General features: G+C 43.2%; 17 protein-coding genes. 5 read left to right on the top strand and 12 right to left on the bottom strand.

Features of this window, described 5'->3' with window-relative positions; all coding sequences use genetic code 11:
- Positions 1-42 precede the first annotated feature (42 nt).
- The 6 genes from IGI96_RS12760 to IGI96_RS12735 form a co-directional block, all read right to left on the bottom strand.
- Entirely contained in the window at positions 43-1,944 is a 1,902-nt protein-coding gene (locus IGI96_RS12760) for a beta-glucoside-specific PTS transporter subunit IIABC (RefSeq protein WP_164890364.1), read from the bottom strand.
- 97 nt (positions 1,945-2,041) lie between these two features.
- On the bottom strand, positions 2,042-2,866 hold the full coding sequence (locus tag IGI96_RS12755; protein ID WP_205820711.1) for a PRD domain-containing protein: 825 nt from the start codon (positions 2,864-2,866) through the stop codon (positions 2,042-2,044).
- Positions 2,867-3,080: 214 nt separating this feature from the next.
- Positions 3,081-4,394, bottom strand: coding sequence for a DUF438 domain-containing protein (locus IGI96_RS12750; RefSeq protein WP_128488149.1), 1,314 nt, complete (start codon positions 4,392-4,394; stop codon positions 3,081-3,083).
- Complete coding sequence (locus tag IGI96_RS12745) at positions 4,391-4,624, bottom strand: DUF1858 domain-containing protein (RefSeq protein ID WP_010747746.1); 234 nt, start codon at positions 4,622-4,624, stop codon at positions 4,391-4,393. Before IGI96_RS12745 ends, IGI96_RS12750 begins: the two co-directional genes overlap by 4 nt.
- A gap of 113 nt (positions 4,625-4,737) precedes the next feature.
- Positions 4,738-5,472, bottom strand: coding sequence for an ABC transporter permease (locus IGI96_RS12740; RefSeq protein ID WP_270287949.1), 735 nt, complete (start codon positions 5,470-5,472; stop codon positions 4,738-4,740).
- Positions 5,469-6,188 carry an ABC transporter ATP-binding protein gene (locus IGI96_RS12735; RefSeq protein WP_270287948.1) on the bottom strand — a complete coding sequence of 240 codons (720 nt, stop codon included), beginning with the start codon at positions 6,186-6,188 and terminating at the stop codon, positions 5,469-5,471. The genes IGI96_RS12740 and IGI96_RS12735 overlap by 4 nt, the downstream gene beginning before the upstream one ends.
- A 96-nt stretch (positions 6,189-6,284) precedes the next feature.
- On the opposite strand from IGI96_RS12735, the gene IGI96_RS12730 reads away from it, so the two are divergent.
- Genes IGI96_RS12730 through IGI96_RS12720 form a run of 3 tightly spaced genes read left to right on the top strand, consistent with a single transcriptional unit; the run spans position 6,285 to position 8,467 of the window.
- Complete coding sequence (locus tag IGI96_RS12730; protein WP_176323971.1) at positions 6,285-7,037, top strand: polysaccharide deacetylase family protein; 753 nt, start codon at positions 6,285-6,287, stop codon at positions 7,035-7,037.
- Complete coding sequence (locus tag IGI96_RS12725; RefSeq protein ID WP_086338506.1) at positions 7,034-8,011, top strand: ABC transporter substrate-binding protein; 978 nt, start codon at positions 7,034-7,036, stop codon at positions 8,009-8,011. The genes IGI96_RS12730 and IGI96_RS12725 overlap by 4 nt, the downstream gene beginning before the upstream one ends.
- A gap of 51 nt (positions 8,012-8,062) precedes the next feature.
- Positions 8,063-8,467: an arsenic metallochaperone ArsD family protein gene (locus IGI96_RS12720; RefSeq protein ID WP_086338727.1), complete on the top strand. Its 405-nt coding sequence runs from the start codon at positions 8,063-8,065 to the stop codon at positions 8,465-8,467.
- A gap of 21 nt (positions 8,468-8,488) precedes the next feature.
- On the opposite strand, the gene IGI96_RS12715 is transcribed toward IGI96_RS12720, so the two are convergent.
- Positions 8,489-9,148: a YczE/YyaS/YitT family protein gene (locus IGI96_RS12715; RefSeq protein ID WP_086338507.1), complete on the bottom strand. Its 660-nt coding sequence runs from the start codon at positions 9,146-9,148 to the stop codon at positions 8,489-8,491.
- A gap of 92 nt (positions 9,149-9,240) precedes the next feature.
- On the opposite strand from IGI96_RS12715, the gene IGI96_RS12710 reads away from it, so the two are divergent.
- Positions 9,241-9,912: a cyclic nucleotide-binding domain-containing protein gene (locus IGI96_RS12710; protein ID WP_086338508.1), complete on the top strand. Its 672-nt coding sequence runs from the start codon at positions 9,241-9,243 to the stop codon at positions 9,910-9,912.
- Positions 9,913-10,033: 121 nt separating this feature from the next.
- Here IGI96_RS12710 and IGI96_RS12705 read toward each other — a convergent pair whose 3' ends face one another.
- The 3 genes from IGI96_RS12705 to IGI96_RS12695 all read right to left on the bottom strand — a co-directional run bounded on the left by IGI96_RS12705 (position 10,034) and on the right by IGI96_RS12695 (position 14,038).
- Positions 10,034-11,476: a glycoside hydrolase family 32 protein gene (locus tag IGI96_RS12705; protein WP_270287947.1), complete on the bottom strand. Its 1,443-nt coding sequence runs from the start codon at positions 11,474-11,476 to the stop codon at positions 10,034-10,036.
- A 43-nt stretch (positions 11,477-11,519) separates the two neighbouring features.
- Positions 11,520-12,896 carry a PTS transporter subunit EIIC gene (locus IGI96_RS12700; RefSeq protein ID WP_096741465.1) on the bottom strand — a complete coding sequence of 459 codons (1,377 nt, stop codon included), beginning with the start codon at positions 12,894-12,896 and terminating at the stop codon, positions 11,520-11,522.
- A gap of 146 nt (positions 12,897-13,042) precedes the next feature.
- Complete coding sequence (locus tag IGI96_RS12695) at positions 13,043-14,038, bottom strand: LacI family DNA-binding transcriptional regulator (protein ID WP_010747735.1); 996 nt, start codon at positions 14,036-14,038, stop codon at positions 13,043-13,045.
- A 364-nt stretch (positions 14,039-14,402) separates the two neighbouring features.
- On the opposite strand from IGI96_RS12695, the gene mazE reads away from it, so the two are divergent.
- Complete coding sequence (gene mazE / locus IGI96_RS12690) at positions 14,403-14,633, top strand: type II toxin-antitoxin system PemI/MazE family antitoxin (protein WP_270287946.1); 231 nt, start codon at positions 14,403-14,405, stop codon at positions 14,631-14,633.
- A gap of 282 nt (positions 14,634-14,915) precedes the next feature.
- Here the strand turns inward: mazE and IGI96_RS12685 are convergent, their stop codons facing one another.
- Entirely contained in the window at positions 14,916-15,257 is a 342-nt protein-coding gene (locus IGI96_RS12685; protein WP_270287945.1) for a DUF7006 family protein, read from the bottom strand.
- A gap of 176 nt (positions 15,258-15,433) precedes the next feature.
- Positions 15,434-20,914 carry a MucBP domain-containing protein gene (locus tag IGI96_RS12680; protein WP_438785185.1) on the bottom strand — a complete coding sequence of 1,827 codons (5,481 nt, stop codon included), beginning with the start codon at positions 20,912-20,914 and terminating at the stop codon, positions 15,434-15,436.
- Between the last annotated feature and the right edge of the window lie 154 nt (positions 20,915-21,068).

Raw genomic sequence — 21,068 nt, 5'->3', positions numbered from 1 at the left:
TCTTTCCTTCTTTCTTTTCTTTCCTTTTCTTGGTCATTGCGACTACTTGACGATCGTTATCGCCCCTCGATTATCATCAGCGATCACATCTAAGTATGCGGAAGTATTCGTAACGACGATCGGCGTCACTAACGAGTATCCTGCCTCTTCAATTTCTTCTTTATCAAATGTAAGCAATACCTCTCCTTGCTTGACCTGATCCCCTTGCTTGACTTTTGTTTCGAAAAAACGACCATCTAAGTTCACTGTATCCATGCCGATGTGAATCAACACTTCCACGCCATCGTCCGACTTCAAGCCAATCGCATGCTTCGTTGGAAACAGTGTTTCAACTACTCCGTCAAAAGGAGCTCGAACCAGTCCTTCATCTGGTGAAACTGCTAAGCCTTTTCCTAATAGTCCATTTGCAAATGCTTGATCTTCTACTGCCGACAAAGGCAAAACGATGCCTGTTAATGGTAACGAAAAAGTGATTTCTTTCGCTTCTCTTTCTGATGGGATCAAAGGTGAGGCTTCATTATCACTAGTTATCGCTTCTTGCCGATCCTCTTGCGGATCATACAGGAAAGTAATCGTTAAAATAAATGATAAGACGAATGCTACAGTGATTGCTAATACATACCCATAAAAGCCGCTTCCGATGCCTTCTGTCGGATCAATGTAGTTGGGTAAACTGAAGATACCCATCCCACCTATAATAAAGGATTTTGTTCCCATTGCACCCATGATCAATCCGCCGATCGAGGCTGAAATCAAGGTCGCAATAAATGGTTTTTTTCTAGGCAAAGTGATACCGTACAAGGATGGCTCTGATACCCCAAACAGACTGGAAATAAATGCGGGAATCCCGATTGCCCGAATAGAATTATTTCTAGACTTAATAATAACTGCCAGCACAGCTCCTGCGGTCGCAAAAGGAGTCGCTTGTCCTAAGACCATCACTGGGTCGTAACCAAGAACACCAATATTGTTGATTGCGATCGGAATGATTCCCCAGTGAAGACCAAACATGACCAACACTTGCCAAACAGCACCAACTGCAATCCCTGCAATAATTGGGCTGAAGTTATAGATCGCCAACACAGCCGCACCCAACAAATTGCCGATCCACGTCGCGATCGGACCAATGACAATGAAAGTCAGCGGAACCATGATCAAGACGGTTAGAAAAGGAACTAAGAAACTCCGTACAATACTAGGAATGATTTTTGTAATGCCTTTTTCTAATTTGGCACCAAAATAGGTAGCAATGACGATTGGAATAACGCTGGAACTATAACTCATTAAAATGACTGGTATTCCTAAAAAAGTGACATAAACAGGCGATTCAAAAACGGTTCCTGCAAACAAGGAATACAACGGTTCGGCATTTGCCGTCAAGCCAGACAAGGCTGGATAAACAAGGGCAGCACCGATCGCCATACCGACAAATTGCTTTAAACCAAATTTTTTCGCTGCGGTATATCCTAAAAAGATTGGAAAGAAGTAGAAGAAACAATCACCTGCTGCTTGCAAAATCGCATAGGTTCCTGACGTATTCTCAATCCATCCCAAAGAAACAAATAGCGCATTTAATCCTTTGATCATTCCTGTGGCAGCTAGAAGACCCAATACAGGTGTAAAGATACTGGAGATCACATCGATAAAAGCATCCAGCGGTCCTTTCTTTTCTCCCGAAGGTGCCGCATCATTTCCTGCCAATCCTGCATGTTGAACAAATTCTTGGTACACCTCTGGCACATGATTGCCGATCACGACTTGGTATTGACCGCCGCTTTGAACGACTGTCACGATCCCTTTCGTCTTTTTCAGTGTTTCGGTGTCTGCTTGCTCCTCATGTTTTAAATCAAAACGCAGTCTTGTGATGCAGTGGGTCACCCCATTGATATTTTCTTTTCCGCCGACTCCTTTTAAAATTTCATCGACCAATTCTTGATATGCCATCGTTCTCATCCTTTCAATGTAAAAATAAAAAGCAAGACAAATAACTATTCCTTGATGGAATAATTATCAGTCTTGCCTGCATTATCAGTAACAACCTTTATTCGTTCTCTATTAACTTTTGAATGTGTAATGTTAAGTACAGCTTTTCATCATCGTTCAAGGGAACATCTAAATACTTTTCAATCAAAAGCATCGTCTTATAAGCGTCTGCATACTGTCCACTCACGTGTCCCAATAGTGGATTTGCTTTTACCACATCTGGTCGAGCCTTCAATCGTTGGAAAAAAAAGCGCAAATGGGTGATAAATCGATCGAATGCCAAAGAATTTTCATCAATTTGTATCTTGTTTGAAAATCGTATAAGTGAAATAATATCGCGAATCTTTTTTGCAATCGATTGGACATCTTTTGGCTGATCAACCTCATCTGTTACTTGTGCATTGATCAAATGCATTGCTATATTTCCTGCTTCTTCTTCCTCAAAGACGACCCCTGTTTCTTGTCCGATCATTTCCAATGCTTTTTTACCAACTTCAAATTCTTGCGGATAAAACTTTTTTATTTCCCATGATAATCGGTTCGTAACTGTGATTCCTTGTTCATGTAGTTTGAACAGGTTATACAGATGATCGGTAAGTGATACATATAGCGTCTCGCTTAACTCCTGTTTTATTTCCGCTTTTGCAAGTGAGATAATATCATCCGCTAAAGACACATAGTTTGTCGGTATGGATGACAATAAACTTAAAAACCGCTCGGAAACTTTGTTCTTATGAAGCACAAACACTTTTTCAATTTTTGATTCATCGGCGGTTTGTCCTGGTTTCATTTTGAAGCCAAGGCCGGTACCGATCCAGATAAAATCTTTGCCATCTTGTCCGACCAAAACTGCATTGTTGTTTAAGATTTTTTTGATCTTCAAGACGCTTCTCACCTCCTTAAAATGAAAAAAGGCGATACCTTAATACATGTGTAGGATCCATACACACGTAAAAAGGTATAGCCTGCATTATCAGTAACTACCCATTTGATTGCCTTTACTATACTATTTTTCTAGAAACGTTGCAAGCGTTTTATTGATTTTTCTTTTTTTGCTTCGTTTCAAATAGACACGGATCAGCCTTTCTCCAAACTGCTCACTGATCCAACAATCGGCTTTGCCCTTCGATTGTTTGGATCTCCGTAATGTCTTGCGTGACTTCTAGACAACCTAAATAGATGCCTGCTTCATTTTTTAATGCAAAGTAGCGAATATAGATTTTACGGCCCCGCATATCGATCCAAAATTCAGCAGTCTCCCTTGTACCCGCTCGAAAATCATCCAAAATCTGTTGCACGAGATGCATGCTTTTCGGTGGATGGCAGTTGACGACTTCACGACCTAAAACCGAATTCGTTCGTGGAAAGACGCGACTCTTGCCTTCTGAATAAAAGCGCACCCGCTCTTCACTATCTACAAAGGTCAAGTCCACTGGCAACGTTTGAAAAATTGCACCCAATTGCTCAAATTGCAGATTACCAGTAGGCAATGAAACGGTCGGCTGTTCAGCAATTTGCGGCGAATCTTCCGTTTCTGTGACTTGAAATTCATCGAATCCTAAACCGACTGCGATGCCAGCGGTTGTTTCTTGGGCTTGTTTGATCGCCGCTTGCCGTGCGGGTTCTGCCGCCTGTTCCTTTTCAAGGGCTTCTTGGCTCGGTTTCCAAGGAAGCGGTTCTGGGATAAAGGCAAAGCCGATGTCAAAACTGTCAGCCGCAATTTGTTCCCAATCTTTAAGACTGAAGACATCCAGCGTCATGGGCACCATGATTTCTTCTTCTTTGAAAATCATCTCTTCGATCTCGTTTTTGACTGCTTCCCATTGGACAGCGATTGGATTATAGGCAGCTTTTTCGGATGCCAAAAGCTCATTGAGCGCTTTGATCATAACCCGAATATCATCATCAACACCCCACATCACTTTTGGCGGCGCAGTGATGCCGTACTTCTCCATGTAAGAAAAAATCAACGTTTCTTTTCGCGCATAGTGTTTGTCGATCTGCATTAAATCATTGCAGGCAGCTTGTAGACGCTTTTTAGGCGTCCAATCACCGGTTTTGATTTTGGCTAAGAGGCTGTCGATCTCATCGGTCAACAGGGATTGCAGGACTTGGTTCTCCAATCTCAGGGTATGCACAGGATGGCCTGGTTGCCCATATTCTTCATTGGAGTGATGGATCTCATTGATCGATCCTTTAAAAACAGCAGCATGAATATTGCACAAACGCTGAATCTCAGAAGGGTCCAACCCCGTTTGGATCAAAGCTTTTTCAGCAGCAGTGATCTCCGTCACATCCACACCATCAAATTCTTCGTTAAACAAGCGTTTAGCTTCTTCAAAGGAACCGCCTTGGTGAAGCAAACTCAGTATTTCGACGATCCGTTCTTGTCTTTGACTGTTGGTTTTCATTTCGTCGCTCCTTTCACAAGAAACCCTTGTTTTTCGAAAGCGAGACAAACCATTTCCAAGGGGATTTTCTTCATCTGAGCACCCTTGGGTATCGTCATATAACGTCCAGCAGTTTGCAGCATCCCTGGTTGATTGATCGCCGTAAACCCTAGTTGACTCATGATTTCTTGTATTTCAGGATATTGTGCCACAAGTTCATAGAGCGTTTTTGACAGATCGATTTCTTTCATAGTAAGGTCTTCCTTTCAGTGAGAATGATTCTCAATAAGATATCCTTAGTATAAATCATTTTGTTCAAAAATACACGAACTGCCGCAAACATTTATCAATCGATCATTTTTTTCTAAGATTGTCGGTAACGGCACACCACTTTTTCCAACCAATCGATACTGGCAAAAAGCAGATAGCCCATCAAAGCAATCAGGAGGATACCCGAAAGCATTTGTGGGTAGTCCATTTTTGACCACGCACTTAAGATCAGATAGCCGACACCATACGTCGTGTTATAGTTTTCGGCAAAAAAGAGGGAAGCCAACGCGATCCCGATACTGACCCGCACACTGGCAAAAAGTGCTGGCATAAGCGCGGGCAAAATAACGAAGCGCAAGACATGGCGCCATTGATTGGTATAATTTTTCATGACCTGAAAATACGCTGGTGGGATCTTTGTGACTGCATCACGAATCGAGACGATCACTTGAATGACGATCACCGCAAAAATCAAGAGAACTTTTGAGAGATTGCCTAAGCCAAAGAAAATCATAAAGACGGGTAAAAACGCAACTTTAGGAATCGGATATAAAAAGTAAAGCAGTGGACCAAGCAGCCGATCCACTCTTTGGGATCGCCCAATCAAGATTCCTAACGGCACCCCGACTAGCAACGCCCCACTCAACGCCGCAAATACCCGCAGCAAACTGGCACCTGCGTGGATCAGCAAGACTTCTCGCAGTGCCCAAAAACGTTCAGCTGTTTCTAAAGGATTAGGCAGTGAGCGATTGTTGGTCACCCAGCTTACACCCCACCAAACCACGACAAACGAACAGAAGCCCCAAGCAAAAGATTTGATGGTTTTCATTGCCTTGCCTCCCTCATTTGTTCTTTCAACTGCAAGACGACTTCATAAAAAGCCAATGAGTCTCGTTCCTGCTGGCTGCCGTAAAAAGGATTACTGATCGGCGTAACGCTCTGATCTTTTAGCAGCAAAATCGTCTGCCCCAAAAACACTGCCTCTTCTGGATCGTGGGTCACCACGATCAAGCTGTTTTGTCTGCGCTGCTGTTGAGCAGCGATCATGGCTTGTGCATTTGCTTTGGTTTCTTGGTCCAGCGAAGCAGTCGGCTCATCCAATAATAAAACATCGGGCTGTGTGATAAGTCCCCGCCCCATGGCAGCCCGCTGTTTTTGACCGCCGCTAAGCTGATGCGGATAGCGGTCCTGCACCTGCGTCAATCCCAACTCAGCCAAACAGCTGGCGACCCGTTTTTTACGGCGCTCACTGGGCGTTTGATTGATAATCAGCGGCATTTCCAGTGCTTGGTAGACTGTTTGCCAAGGAAACAAATGCAGTTCTTGGAAAACGACCTCGATGTTGTCAGGGGAACAGCCTTGGTAAGTGATCGTGCCCGATTGCGGTCGCTGCAACCCTTTGATCAAGGATAAAAGCGTGCTTTTGCCAATCCCCGATTCTCCCAGCAGCACATAAGTCGCGCCTTGCTCAAAACAAAACGAAAGGTTTTTAAAAATGGCGGTATCTCCATAGGTAAAGGAAACGGAATCGAATAGAATACTCATCAGAGAATAAACTTCTTTCTTCAAATTATTTGTGTTGGTTTTCACATTTTGTGCTATACTATTTTTTGCGTGATTGACAAGAAAGGATGGTTTATGATGTTTCAGACCCTCGTATTTCATGAAATACGTCCCGAAGCAGAACTTTATGATCAGGTTCGCCCGATCAAAGTCGCAGACGGTTACCAAGATGCCTTGCCTCTGCCCTTATTCAATAGCACTTCTCATTTTAAACAACAAATCGACTTTTTGAAAGCAGAAAATTACCATACGTTGACTCTTGCAGAAGTCAAAGATTTTTATTTTCGGCAGCAGCCGCTACCAGAAAAATCCGTGTTGTTGACCTTTGACGACTGCTATCAATCGATGAAAGAATATGCCTACCCACTGTTGAAAGAAGCTGATTTCAAGGCAACAGCCTTTGTCGTGACTGGCTGGCTTTTTGATGCCCCTCAGCCTTACGAGTCAGAAGTTTCGCGGACATTGAGCAGCGGCGAATTAGCCGAAATGAGCGATGTCTTCGAATATGCCAACCATACCGATCATTTTCACGAACGCAAGGACCAGCAAGGGCGTTCGATGTGGGAAACACCAGCAGCCTTTGCGCAAGACTTACGAAGCTGCAATCAGCACGTGGCCATCAAGGATGTTTTTGCCTATCCCTTTGGCTTTTATGATCCGCAGACGATCGCTACCTTGGAAAAGGAAGGCTTCGTTCTAGCATTTACCACCAAACCAGGTATCAACACGGCACAAACCAAGCCAATGGAACTCCATCGGGCAGTCATCCCGTTCTCACTACCAATGGCTGCTTTTGAACAACGATTTAGAAACGAGGAAATGAACCAATGAAAAAAACGATTTTAGCAAGTATCCTAGCACTATTCGCTGTTGGCGCTGCCGCATGCGGTAACACTGGCGAAACAGCAAGTACCAGCAATTCCAGCACTAGCAGTACAGAAGCTGCGGTCACAGATCAAACATTGACGATCGGGGTGTTACCAGCAGAATCAGCGATTCCGATCATTCTAGCAAAAGAAGAAGGCTTTTTCGAAAAGCAAGGATTGACTGTGGAACTCAAATCCTTCACTTCCCCGAATGACCGCAATGTGGCGGTGCAGGCAGGCGAGCTGGATGGTACGATCAGCGATGTCATGACAGAAGCGACCTTTAAGCAAAACGGCATTGATATGACGATCACTTCTGATATTTTGGAAAACTTCAAGATTCTCGCTTCACCGAATTCAGGGATCACTGAGATGAAAGGGTTAGCGGATAAAAAAATCACCCTTGTACCGAATTTCATTTTAGAATACATCATGGACCAATTTGCACAGGAAAATGATTTTACCTATGACATCGTGGATATCGCTTCTTTTTCTGCCCGTTCCGAAGCATTGCTCAATGACCAAGTCGATGGCGCTGTTTATACGGAACCGCAAGCCAGCATGTTGGCTGCCCAAGGGGCGATTGTTTTAGGCAGCTCTAAAGATGCTGGCATCAAAGGCGGCACACTGCAATTTATGGACGAAGTTATCCAAAATCGCCCGCAAGACCTAAAAGCATTCTACACTGCTTACAACGAAGCCATCGATTACATGAATGCTCATTCAGCAAAAGACTATGCCGACATCTTGGCAGACTATCAATTTCCCGATGCTATGAGTACCTACTTAGACAGCCAGGAAGACTATCCGTATGCCCAGGCAGTGCCGCAAGAGCAATTCGACGCAATCATTGATTGGACGAAAGATAAGGGTCAAATCGACCAAGCGTATTCTTACAACGAGTTGACCAATTTCGATTTTTTACCCGCTGACGAATAAGAAACAACAAAAAAGACGCATTTGCGTCTTTTTTTGTTGTTTCACTTCTTTTTGATACTCTTTTTTGCTCGTAGCAAGAAATTCAGGTATACTTTTGACAAATCAGCTGCCATGAAAGGATTTGATGCAATGCCAACGATCGCTGTTTATGCCGACCAGAAAGAAGATACTTGGGAAGCACACTTGACTCACCAGTTAAAAATAAATGAAGAAAGGACCCAGGCTCATCAAACATTCCATAACGAACCTTTAACGATCGACGAATACTTCTTTACAGAAGATGCTGCCCCTTTTCATACGAATCAAGCCGTCAGGCAGCAATTAGCAAGCTATGGCCGCAGCTGTCTGCCACTCGTGTATGTCGACGATCAGCTATTTTGCCAAGGTCGCTTGCCAACGATCCGTGAATGGGAACAATTGACGAAATCTGGGATCACTGTGCAATTTGATGCGTAAGATCAAAAGGCGTTGAAGGATTTACCCTTGACGCTTTTGCCGAGTCGGTATTCCCAAAGTCAAATCACGTTCCTTCGACCAAGCAATGGCACCTGACAGCAAAAAGAAACTAATGACCGTCCCTTCCCTCACCGCTAGCGGTAAGCCCAAACTGATCGCTAGCAAGAGTGCCCCCGAAATACAGACTGCATCAACGCCATAACGGTACTGCTTAAATGTCCAAAGACTGCGTTGCGCCAGCAAATGACACCAGTGCTCGATTGGAAATTTCAAGACCTGCAACCGTAGGACTTGTCCCGTCGCCGTTCCAGAAATCAAGATCCCACCGATCAAAGCAGCTAGTTGGCTCCAATAATTCGTCAAGTGCAGTGATGCCAAGAAGTAGTAAACAAAGCCATTGATCAAATAGCCGAATGCCAGCAAAGCGAAAAACATAATCAAGTACTCACTGCCTTTTTGTTTGAGGGATGTCTGCCGCCGATCCAATAGCCAACAGGCAGCTAAAAAGCCCAAGTTGATGGCTGTTGTGATGGTGCCGACTTTGATTCCTGACATCGTTGCCAGCGTAACATTCAAGGCATTAAAACTACTGACCCCAACGCTTGCCTTAATGGTCAAGCTGATCCCGAATGCACTCAACCCATAAAAAATCCCTGATCCTATCCATTGCTTTTTATTCATTTTTTCTCCCACACTTTCTTTTTTGCTTTTCTAAGTATGTGCTATACTGACTAAAAACAAATAGGAGATTTCTCCTAGTTCGGAGGAAAAAAGTGAAAAAAACCGCTTATGCCTTGGCAATAAAGCAGGTACCAATCAAAGAAAGCTGCCCCTTGCCGATTCCTGAGGAGATTTTACAACAAAGTGCCCTCTGGACCTTTGATCATCGAGAAGCGATCCAAAAAGAAACGGTGCCGATGTCGGTCTTTTTCGTCCTATTGACTGGCAAAGCCAAGATCATTCAAACGCAAGAAAACGGCAAACGTGCCTTGCTGCAGTTTCTCCATCCTGGTGATTGCATTGGCGATCTCACGTTGATTGGCGCCGAAACAGTACCGAAAACCGTGGTTGCGATCGGTGAAACAACATGTCTGGGCATTCCGATGCAAGCAGCAGCCCACGGGCTCATGCAAGACCTGGCTTTCGTACAAACACTAGGCAAAACTATCGGTGAAAAATTGCTGCTGCGTATGGATCATTTTTCCGTCAATCAAACCTATCCCTTAGCTTGGCGTCTTGCTCATCTACTGTTGGAAGCTTCGATCGATGATCTTTTTCAAGAAAAATTGACGGAGACCGCAGAATACTTAGGCGTGAGCTATCGCCATTTGACGTATACCTTAAAAGATTTCAAAATGCAAAAACTAGTCACAAAAACTGCAGACGGCTATCGGATCGATGCGCCTGCGCTGCAGACCTTTATCCAAAACCAACAAAAGCAGTAACAAGCAAATAACGACAGCAAAATAGTTGGTATGATGCCCCCCTAAAAGCCAGAGAAAAAACTGACTCTTGGGGGTGCAACAAGAAAAACCAACTGTTTGCTGTCGTTTTCGGATCGTTGCTTTATTTTTTCGCCAATGCCCAAGCATTGACACAAACCGTGCCGGTTCCGCTGAGAGCGATCGCCTCGGTCCGTTTGGGATACACGCGAGAGGTCAAACAATATTGCCCGCCATTTAGGAAGATCTCAATCGAAGACGTATCGACAAAAATCTGCAGCTGCGTCAGTTCATCGACCTTGACACTGCGCTGTTTACGACCGTAGCCAGAAACGCCATGATGGATCGTGAAGACACCAGCTTCATAAGCCAAAGTCGTATCTTGCAAAAGTCCAAGCTGGAACTGCTGCAATGGGGCTTCCGCCGTAACTTGCAACTCATATGCCAATTCACCGAAAGACAAGTGCTGCGGTTTCTCTGATAGCACAATTTTTTGGCTGACTTGCTTGTCTCGCAATTTTTGGAATTCTGGCAAAGGTTCTTGATACAACTGGTCATTTTTGACCGAAAGCTGTCTTGGCAGCGTTGCGGCATGCTGCCAGCCACGAGGGATCGTAGGATTGCTGTATTCAGGACTGGTATCCCCTAGCCCCATCCAGCCCCACAAGATCCGACGTTTCTGCTCATCTTCAAAGGTTTGCGGGGCATAGAAGTCAAACCCATAATCAAGTTCACGAAACGCAGAAGTTTCTTTAAACGTCAGGTTTTCCCAATCCACCTCACCAATCAGATACCCTGATTGATGAATATTTTGGTAGGCATGTTCTTTGGCTGCCAAGCCTTGCGGTGAGAAGACCAACACATCTTTGCCATCTAAATGGAAGTAGTCTGGACATTCCCACATGTAGCCTAGAGCATAGTCCTCACCGAAAAAGATTCCTCGATAGGTCCATTCATTTAAATCCGTCGATTCATAAATCAAAATTTTGCCTTCGTTTTCCAACGTACGCGCGCCTAGCAGCATATAGTAGGTGTCTTCGTGGGCAAAAACCTTTGGGTCACGAATATGATCGGTAAATCCTTCAGGGTAGTCCTCATGAGGAATCACGACTTCTTGCTTTTCGACGGTATAGCCGTCTTTGCTGATTACATGGACCGTGTTTTGTTCTCGTCCACTAAAGGTATAGTCATGATCACCAGGATGTTTGACATTCCCAGTATAGAAGAAATGGATCGCGTCATTCTCGATAAAGGCAGAGCCCGAGTAGACCCCGTCTTTGTCATAGTCGTGTTCGGGAGAAAGAAACAGCGCTTCTTCTTGAAACGTGACATAATCCGTCGACGTTTTGTGTCCCCAGTGAGGTGGTTCCCCGCCATGGGGCGTTTGCGGTACATATTGATGGTAAAAATGAACCACGCCTTTGAATTGGCAAAGACCATTCGGGTCGTTCATCCATCCTGTTTCTGGCATCAAATGGTAGTTCAAGCGCCACGCATCAGCACTGATTTTTTCTGCTAATTCGCTTTGGGTTTGGGCAAGCTGTGCCCAGTATTCCTTCGTTAACAATGTGGTACCTCTTTTCTCTTGCCGATGAACAGCAAGGGATTATTTATTGGTTCAACTCTTTGGCTAGCGGTTTGCGCTGCAATTGGACACCAGCAAAACCGACACCAAAGGCAATCAAAATCACGACAACGTATTTCAGCATGGCACCGAAATCTCCAGTATACAACAACAGGCCTGGAATAAAAGTGATGCCCATCCCAGTGGCAGCTAATTGAAAGACATACGTCGCAAACCCGCCGACTGCGCCTCCCAGCATGCCTGCGCCAAAAATGCGCATCGAGCGTAAGTTGACCCCAAATAGTAAAGGTTCAGTGATCCCAAATAAGGTTGGAACCGCCGCACTGATGGCATTTGAGCGTTTGACTTTGTTTTTATAAATAAATGCCGCAGCAATCGCAGCCCCAAATTGTCCCGCCATACTTGCTGTACCTAAGACTTGTAGGACGTTTTCGCCTGTCGTATTCAATAAACCTAACTCAATAATACTTAACGAATGGTGCAATCCAGTGATTACGATCACTTGCTGAACCCCTCCGTAAATGATGTAACCGATGCCCAATGGTGCTTGCACCAAGTAGACGATACTGTTGATGACTGCTCTTTCAGCTACTTGCAAGATTGGTCCTAACGCAAACAAAATCAAACCTAAAGTAATGACAATCGTTAAGAATGGTGTCACGATCAAGTCCATCATTTGCGGAACAAATTTACGGAACCATTTTTCTAGCTTAGAAACTAAGAGCCCAACAATAATTGCTGGAAAAATCGACCCTTGATACCCAGAGATCGATAAACCGAATAAGTGCAATGGCTCTGCATCCCCGCTGGCAACTGCCCAAGCGTTCGGCAATTGCGGTGCCACCATCATCAATCCTACCACGATCCCGATGATCGGATTACCGCCGAATTTTTTCGTCGCACTGTAGGCGATCAAAACAGGTAAAAAGGCAAACGCTGTATCCGTTAACATTTCAAACATAGCTAACCAGTCAGCACTATAAGTGACCCCCAACTCGGTCAATAATCCCCGAATCCCCATCAAAAGCCCCGTCGTTACCAAAGCTGGAATCAATGGCACCAAGACATCTGACAACGTGCGGACAACTTTTTGGACGGGTGACAGATTCGAATAGACATCATCTTTGAAGCCAGCTTTATCAGCGGAGGCGTCATTGCCCATTTCTGCTGCGAAGGCTTGATAAACTTCATTGACTTTTCCTGTTCCAAAAATGAACTGATGCTGTCCCGTGTTGAAAAAATAGCCCTTGCTGCCCTCAACTGCTTCCGCTTTGTCTTTATCTACTAACTGATCGTCTTTCAAAATCAAGCGCAAACGTGTGGCACAGTGTTCAAAGTTTTTGACATTTTCTTTGCCGCCAACAGCTTCTAACACTTGGTCGATCGTTTTTTGTTCCTTCATTTTTCCCACTCCTTTGATCGTCGGTCCATTTGTGGAACCGGTTCTACATTTGTAGATTAACAGAAACCGTTTGCAATTGCAAGCAAAGAAAATAAAAAAACAGAACGCCGCAACTGGTCGTCCTGTTTTCTCTAAAAATATTTGCTTTATTTCTCCTGCTTGTCAAGCTTGGCAGTCGACTGTTTGACCACTAATCGATTCGGTAATTCGATCACCTCAGGAACCTCTTCCCCTTGCGTCAGTTTTTGGATCGTTAAGACGGCATCGATGCCTAATTGGACATAGGGATATTGGGTCGTTGTGATGGTCGGATAGACATAATCCGTCGAATCATAGCCGCCAAATCCGTTCAAGGAAAAGTCTTGCGGCACTTGATACCCTAGTTCATGGGCGGCTTTCAATACAGCAACAGCAATATTGTCGGTAGCACAGGCGATGTACGTTGCCGATTGATCTTTCAAGAACACAAGGGCTTTTTGGTACGTTTCTCTTCTTGAAAAGGACGTTTCGATAAAGTCGACTTTGACGTTGGGCGTTTGTGCCAAGACATCAAGAAATCCTTTTTTCCGCAAGACACCTACCGCATAATCATTTTCGCTGACACCAACAAATAAATAACGTCGGTGGCCAGCGCTGACTGCATATTCTGCCATGGTTTTGCCAGCTTGATAATCTTCATGGACGATGGAATGAATGCCAGCTAACTGTTGACCTAACAATAAAACAGGCATAGGAACCTCTGCCAGCACCGCTTGCAGCTGCGGCGTGATTTTGCGCGCAAACAGGATCATCCCTGCTACTTTTTGTTTGACCAGCATTTCGATATTTTCTAATTCCCGTTCATCGCTTTGATCAGAGTTGGTGATTAGCATTTGATAGCCGTTTTCCCGTGCCGTCGTATCGATCCCTTTCAACACATCATTTGTCGATGGTGAATTCAGTCGAGGAATGATCACGCCCAGCAATTTCGTGTCTTGGGCTTTCAGCGAACGAGCAAATGTATTGGGGCGATAGCCAGTTTCAGCAATGATCTGATCAATTTTTTTGCGCTTTTCTTCACTGATATAACCATTGTTCAGATAGCGGGAAACCGTACTTTTCGCTACTCCCGCCTTTTCAGCAATGTCCTTGATCGTTGTCATGATTTCCCACCTTTGCGTTTTCTTTTATTATAACAATAACTGAAAGAAAAGCGCAGGTTTTGCGTGAAAATTGTTGGGATGGGCGGTTTTGGAATGAAGCTTCACTTTTTCGTTGCTTTAATACCCTGATCATTGGTATGCCATAAATGATCCATCTAAAAAACTTCGTAATTCTACGTAAAATCTAACATCTATTTTTCTGAGATGTTCATCCATCTTTTCAAACAATATTTCATTACGGTTTCTTATCTATCTTATGTAAAGTGCATTTTGAACTTTTGATGTGTTCAAAATACATTAAATCTCATTGTTGTCTTCTCCTTCCATAGTATTGCAAGGTATACTATCTCTAAGAGGTGATACTATGCTTATTACTAAATCAAGTCTACAAGGCAATTCCATCGTCGTTACGCTTCCTTCTGATAACGGAAAAAATCCTCCTGAAAACCAAGAATATATTGTTGTCTACGCAGAGGATGGGACGATCATTCTTGTTCCTAAAATTGAAGATCCTTTTAATGGTGGAGTGGAATCAGAGTTTTATGAAAAAGAGGCGTGGGAAGACCTTTCATCTGAAGGGAGAATGATTTTTTAGTAACTAATGGTCAAACATACATTTCCAAAAAGCGACTATCGCTTGGATCGACTTTGCCCCTTCGGCTGGAAAGGAAATTCAAAAAAGACGTCCTGGCTTAGATATTTAACCGTTATTGGATTATGAACATTTTTATAGCAAGCGACATATAATAAAAAAACCAGCTAAGCTGCGCTTAACTGGTTTTTTCATTAGTAGAAATCGTACTTTAACTTTACTTTAAAGCACCTCTACCACACGGTCCATCTTAATCCCGATGCTTTTTCGATAAATTACTATTTTTCAGCAGACATTAAATACCATTGAGTACTTCGTTTGCATACTAAGATCGTACCCACACAATTCTTTAAAATAATTTTGATAATCACTTTCAATAATTCTTATAATGTCGGCTTCTGAAAAATCCTCATACTTTGATAAATCAGCTAATAGATTCAGTTTCGCATCAATCCCAAGAATTTTAGGAAAAACCTTCCAAAACGTATCTTTCGAAATTTCATCTATCAATTGATTTAACCGTTCCAGTTGTTTTTCTAAGTAGTCTTTCAGCATGTCTTTCTCTCTTGGCAGACATCTAATCTCTTCTTGAAAATATTCGTTATATTCTTTTTTCGTCGAAAACATCAATTCAATTGAACTCCTTTCCGCTTTTTACTGATTATTACCACCTAAAATAAAAGTAAACCGTAATCCTCTTCATTTAGTGAATGATTTTTCTGAAGTTTTTTAGATTTGAGAAAGCAGCAAAACCTTCACGGGCTTTGCTGCTTTCTTTTTATATTGACTATTCTAAAAACTAATTATCTTGTTTTTTTCTTCTTGTCAAAGATAATGAAAATGGCAAATAACAGTATTAGTGATCCAACAATGATCATGATTCGTTGTCCAACCATCGCTTCCCCAGTATTGGGAAGTTTTGGATCGTTAGAATCTTCCTTCTCATTTTCTGGATTCTCTTTTTCAGGTGTATTTTGCCCACCGTTATTTTCTTCTTTATGATAGACATAAATCACTTCTTGCACGTCATTTGTAAACGTTCCAGATGCGTTATCTGGTATTTCCTTCACGGTCCAACCAGAAATTTCTTTTGGCTTACTCTCGTATGGCAGACCGACTTTTCCACTTAGAATCGTTGGTTCCGACAGTTGATTTCCTTCGGTGTCTTCATATTTAACTGTTACAGGTGCCGCATCTGAACGGTCATAGATATAGATTACTTCTTGCGCTTCTTCAGTAAACGTTCCAGACACATTGCTTGGCATTTCTGACACATACCAGCCTGGAATTTCTTTCGGTTCGCTTTCATATGGCAGACCAACTTTTCCGCTTAGAATCGTTGGTTCCGAAAGCTGATTCCCTTCGGTATCCTCATACTTAACTGTTACAGGTGCCGCATCCGAGCGGTCGTAAACATAGATCACTTCCTTTGGATCTTCGCTAAAAATTCCATGAGCATTGCTTGGCATTTCTGACACATACCACCCTGGAATTTCTTTTGGTTCGCTTTCGTATGGTAAGCCAACTTTCCCACTTAATATCGTTGGCTCCGAGAGCTGATTCCCTTCGGTATCCTCATACTTGACTGTTACAGGTGCCGCATCCGAACGGTCATAGACATAGACCACTTCCTGCGCTTCTTTTCCGAAAATTCCACGGGCATTGCTTGGTGTTTCTGGTACATACCACCCTGGAATTTCTTTCGGTTCGCTCTCGTATGGCAGACCGACTTTTCCACTTAGAATCGTAGGTTCTGATAGTTGATTACCTTCGATGTCTTCATATTTAACTGTTACAGGTGCCGCATCTGAACGGTCATAGATATAGATTACTTTTTGCGCTTCTTCACCGAAAATTCCATGAGCATTGCTTGGCATTTCTGGCACATACCAGCCTGGGATTTCTTTCGGTTCGCTTTCATATGGCAATCCAACTTTTCCGCTTAAGATCGTTGGTTCCGAAAGTTGATTTCCTTCGGTGTCTTCATACTTGACGGTTACAGGTGCCGCATCGGAGCGATCGTAAACATAGAGCACTTCCTGTGGCTCTTCGCTAAAAATTCCATGAGCATTGCTTGGCATTTCTGGCACATACCAGCCTGGAATTTCTTTCGGTTCGCTTTCATATGGCAATCCAACTTTTCCGCTTAAGATCGTTGGTTCCGAAAGTTGATTTCCTTCGGTGTCTTCATACTTGACGGTTACAGGTGCCGCATCGGAGCGATCGTAAACATAGAGCACTTCCTGTGGCTCTTCGCTAAAAATTCCATGAGCATTGCTTGGCGTTTCTGGAACATACCAGCCTGGAATTTCTTTTGGTTCGCTTTCATATGGCAACCCAACTTTTCCGCTTAAGATCGTTGGTTCCGAAAGTTGATTTCCTTCGGTGTCTTCATACTTGACGGTTACAGGTGCCGCATCGGAGCGATCGTAAACATAGAGCACTTCCTGTGGCTCTTCGCTAAAAATTCCATGAGCATTGCTTGGCGTTTCTGGAACATACCACCCATGGATTTCTTTTGGTTCGCTTTCATATGGCAACCCAACTTTTCCGCTTAAGATCGTTGGCTCCGATAGCTGATTCCCTTTAGTATCCTCATACTTGACGGTTACAGGCGCTGCATCGGAGCGGTCATAGACATAGACCACTTCTTGCGCTTCTTTTCCGAAAATTCCACGAGCATTGCTTGGTGTCTCTGGCACATACCACCCTGGAATTTCTTCCGGTTCGCTTTCATATGGCAGACCAACTTTTCCGCTTAGAATCGTTGGTTCTGACAATTGATTCCCTTCGGTATCCTCATGCTTAACTGTTACAGGTGCCGCATCCGAGCGGTCGTAAACATAGATCACTTCCTGTGGGTCTTCGCTAAAAATTCCATGAGCATTGCTTGGCGTTTCTGGAACATACCACCCATGGATTTCTTTTGGTTCACTTTCATATGGCAGACCAATTTTTCCGCTTAGAATCGTTGGTTCCGACAGTTGATTTCCTTCGCCATCTTCATACTTGACCGTCACTGGTGCCGCATCCGAACGGTCATAGATATAGATTACTTCTTGCGCTTCTTCAGTAAACGTTCCAGACACATTGCTTGGCATTTCTGGAACATACCAGCCTGGAATTTCTTTCGGTTCGCTTTCATATGGCAGACCAACTTTTCCGCTTAGAATCGTTGGTTCCGACAGTTGATTTCCTTCGCCATCTTCATACTTGACCGTCACTGGTGCCGCATCCGAACGATCATAGATATAGATTACTTCTTGCGCTTCTTTTCCGAAAATTCCATGAGCATTGCTTGGTGTTTCTGGCACATACCACCCTGGAATTTCTTTTGGTTCGCTTTCGTATGGTAAGCCAACTTTCCCACTTAATATCGTTGGCTCCGAGAGCTGATTCCCTTCGGTATCCTCATACTTGACTGTTACAGGTGCCGCATCCGAACGGTCATAGACATAGACCACTTCTTGCGCTTCTTTTCCGAAAATCCCACGAGCATTGCTTGGTGTCTCTGGCACATACCAGCCTGGAATTTCTTTCGGTTCGCTCTCGTACGGCAGACCAACTTTTCCGCTTAAAATCGTTGGTTCTGATAGTTGATTTCCTTCGGTGTCCTCATATTTGACTGTTACGGGGGCTGCATCCGAACGGTCATAGATATAGATTACTTCTTGCGCTTCTTTAGTAAACGTTCCATGAGCATTGCTTGGCATTTCTGGCACATACCAACCTGGAATTTCTTTGGGTTCGCTCTCGTATGGCAGACCAACTTTTCCGCTTAAAATCGTAGGTTCCGACAGTTGGTTTCCTTCGGTGTCTTCATACTTGACCGTCACTGGTGCCGCATCCGAACGATCATAGATATAGATTACTTCTTGCGCTTCTTTTCCGAAAATTCCACGGGCATTGCTTGGTGTTTCTGGTACATACCAGCCTGGAATTTCTTTTGGTTCGCTCTCGTATGGTAAGCCAACTTTCCCGCTTAAGATCGTTGGTTCCGACAGTTGATTTCCTTCGGTATCTTCATACTTGACCGTCACTGGTGCCGCATCGGAGCGATTGTAAACATAGATTACTTCCTGTGGGTCTCCGCTAAAAATTCCATGAGCATTGCTTGGCGTTTCTGGAACATACCACCCATGGATTTCTTTTGGTTCACTTTCATATGGCAGACCAATTTTTCCGCTTAGAATCGTTGGTTCTGACAATTGATTTCCTTTGTCATCTTCATATTTGACTGTTACAGGTGCTACATCTGAACGGTCATAGACATAGACCACTTCCTGTGGCTCTTCGCTAAAAATTCCATGAGCATTGCTTGGTGTCTCTGGCACATACCACCCCGGAATTTCTTTTGGTTCGCTCTCGTATGGCAACCCAACTTTCCCTCTTAATATCGTTGGCTCCGAAAGTTGTTTTCCTTCAGTATCCTCATACTTGACTGTCACTGGTGCCGCATCTTTATGTTCTATTTTTTCCCAAATATAGGTTCCTGGAATGGTTCCGTCATATAAGTCCATAAAATCAAACGAGGATTCATAAACCATTGGTACACTTGGCTCATTCCCATAAGCATCTTCTTTTTGTATCCACCTGCCAGTATATCCGTTCTCAATAAGAATCTCTGGCAAACGAGTAGACGTAGAAAAGATCGAATGCTCGCCTACTACTAGTTCGTTCAATTGTTTCGCGTCTAAAAACATCTGAGCCATACTTTCCACTATCGATGTGTCGAAATTTGATACATCAAGCTTTTCTATGGCTGATTCGCGAAACATCCACCACATATTGGTTACTTTCGCGGTATTCCAATTTGACAGATCTAAGTTTTTCAATGCTCTTGTATACTGGAACATTTCTCTAATATCAGTGACATTTTCAGTATTCCAGTTGGATACATCGAGAGAAGTTAAAGAATGAGTGGAGGCAAACATGTTTCTCATATCAGTTACGCTAGATGTATCCCAATTGCTAACACTAAATTCAGTTGGTACCCGTACTCCGCTGAACATATACGCCATATTTGTTACTTTGTTTGTTTTCCAATTGCTTGTATCAAGTGATGTCAATCTTGAAGCATTTCTAAACATGCTTAACATGCTCGTCACATTCTCTGTATTCCAATTAGATACGTCCAGAACTTCTAAATGAGGTAAGTTCTCAAACATCCAATTCATATTTGTTACATTAGATACATTCCAGTTTGAAACATCTAATTGACTCAGTGAACTATTTCCTCTATTGAATCCTCCAGCAAACATGCCATCCATCCGTTCTACTTTAGAGACATTCCAGTTGGATACATCCAAAGAGGTCAAATTCTTCTTTCCCCCAAACATATACCTCATATCTGTTACATTTCCTGTCTTCCATTTAGATACATCCAAAACAGTTAACGGTGTTACTGGGCTAGCAGGATTATCTAATTCTCTGAACATTTCTGCCATGTTTGTAACATTTGAAGTGTCCCAGTTAGACACATCTAACTCTTCCAAACCATAAGCATATCTAAACATGGCGAACATGTTAGTAACTTTAGAAGTGTCCCAGTTCGAAACGTCCACTTTTTTTAATTTTGGTAATCTAGCAAACATGCTTGCCATTGTCGTCACTTGGGAAGTATTAAAATTATTCCCATTTTCTATAATCATAAGCTCACTTAAATCACTGAATAAAACCGCAGAATTTACTGGCAACAATACTGGTGCCTTAACAACGATTTGTGTCACAGACGTGTAGGTTTTCCAAGGCGCAGTTGCAACGGTACCCGCATTTCCTTCTTCTAACACAATTGTTTTCGTTTCTTCATCCCACGTCCACGGAACAGTTCCCCATACGCCTTCCACAATTTCATCTGACTCTTCATGACTATCTTCCTTACTACTGTCTTCTGCACTACTATCTACTGATTCTTCATGACTGTCTTCTGTACTACTATCTAATGTAGCTTCAGTGGAGCTTTCAGATGAAGAGCCTTCAGATGAATCTGCCTCTATACCACTGTCTGTTTCGGTATGTTCCCCAGATCCATTGGTACTTATGTTTTCTTCAGTTGCTGTCAACGGTTGATCGTCTTCTATCAATTGCCTTTCTTCATAACGATCTGCATTTCCATCCGCCAATTCACTTAGAAACCCTTCAGCAACAGAAACATCCGTCATTTTCAAATTATTTTCTAAGCTGTCGTTTTGAGAGCCATCCTTTACTGTATTAGCAAATACAGTGAGCGGCTGTCCTAGAGTCATTGCAATGACCAACATTATGTAACCTAACTTGCGTATCACTTCCCTAACACTCCTTTTCTTTTTAACGTAAACTTCTTGAAACATGAAAAATAATTATTCATGCAGACACTGCCGAATTGGTAGAATAATCTATCACGAGCTTGGAAGTTCTAAACAAAAGTATATAAGGATGTTTTTTAATAAAAAAATCATG

The sequence above is a fragment of the Enterococcus sp. DIV0421 genome (assembly GCF_051713745.1).
GTDB lineage: Bacteria > Bacillota > Bacilli > Lactobacillales > Enterococcaceae > Enterococcus_D > Enterococcus_D casseliflavus.
The sequence above is the reverse complement of the archived record's forward strand: the minus strand, read 5'-3'. Positions and strand labels throughout refer to the sequence as shown.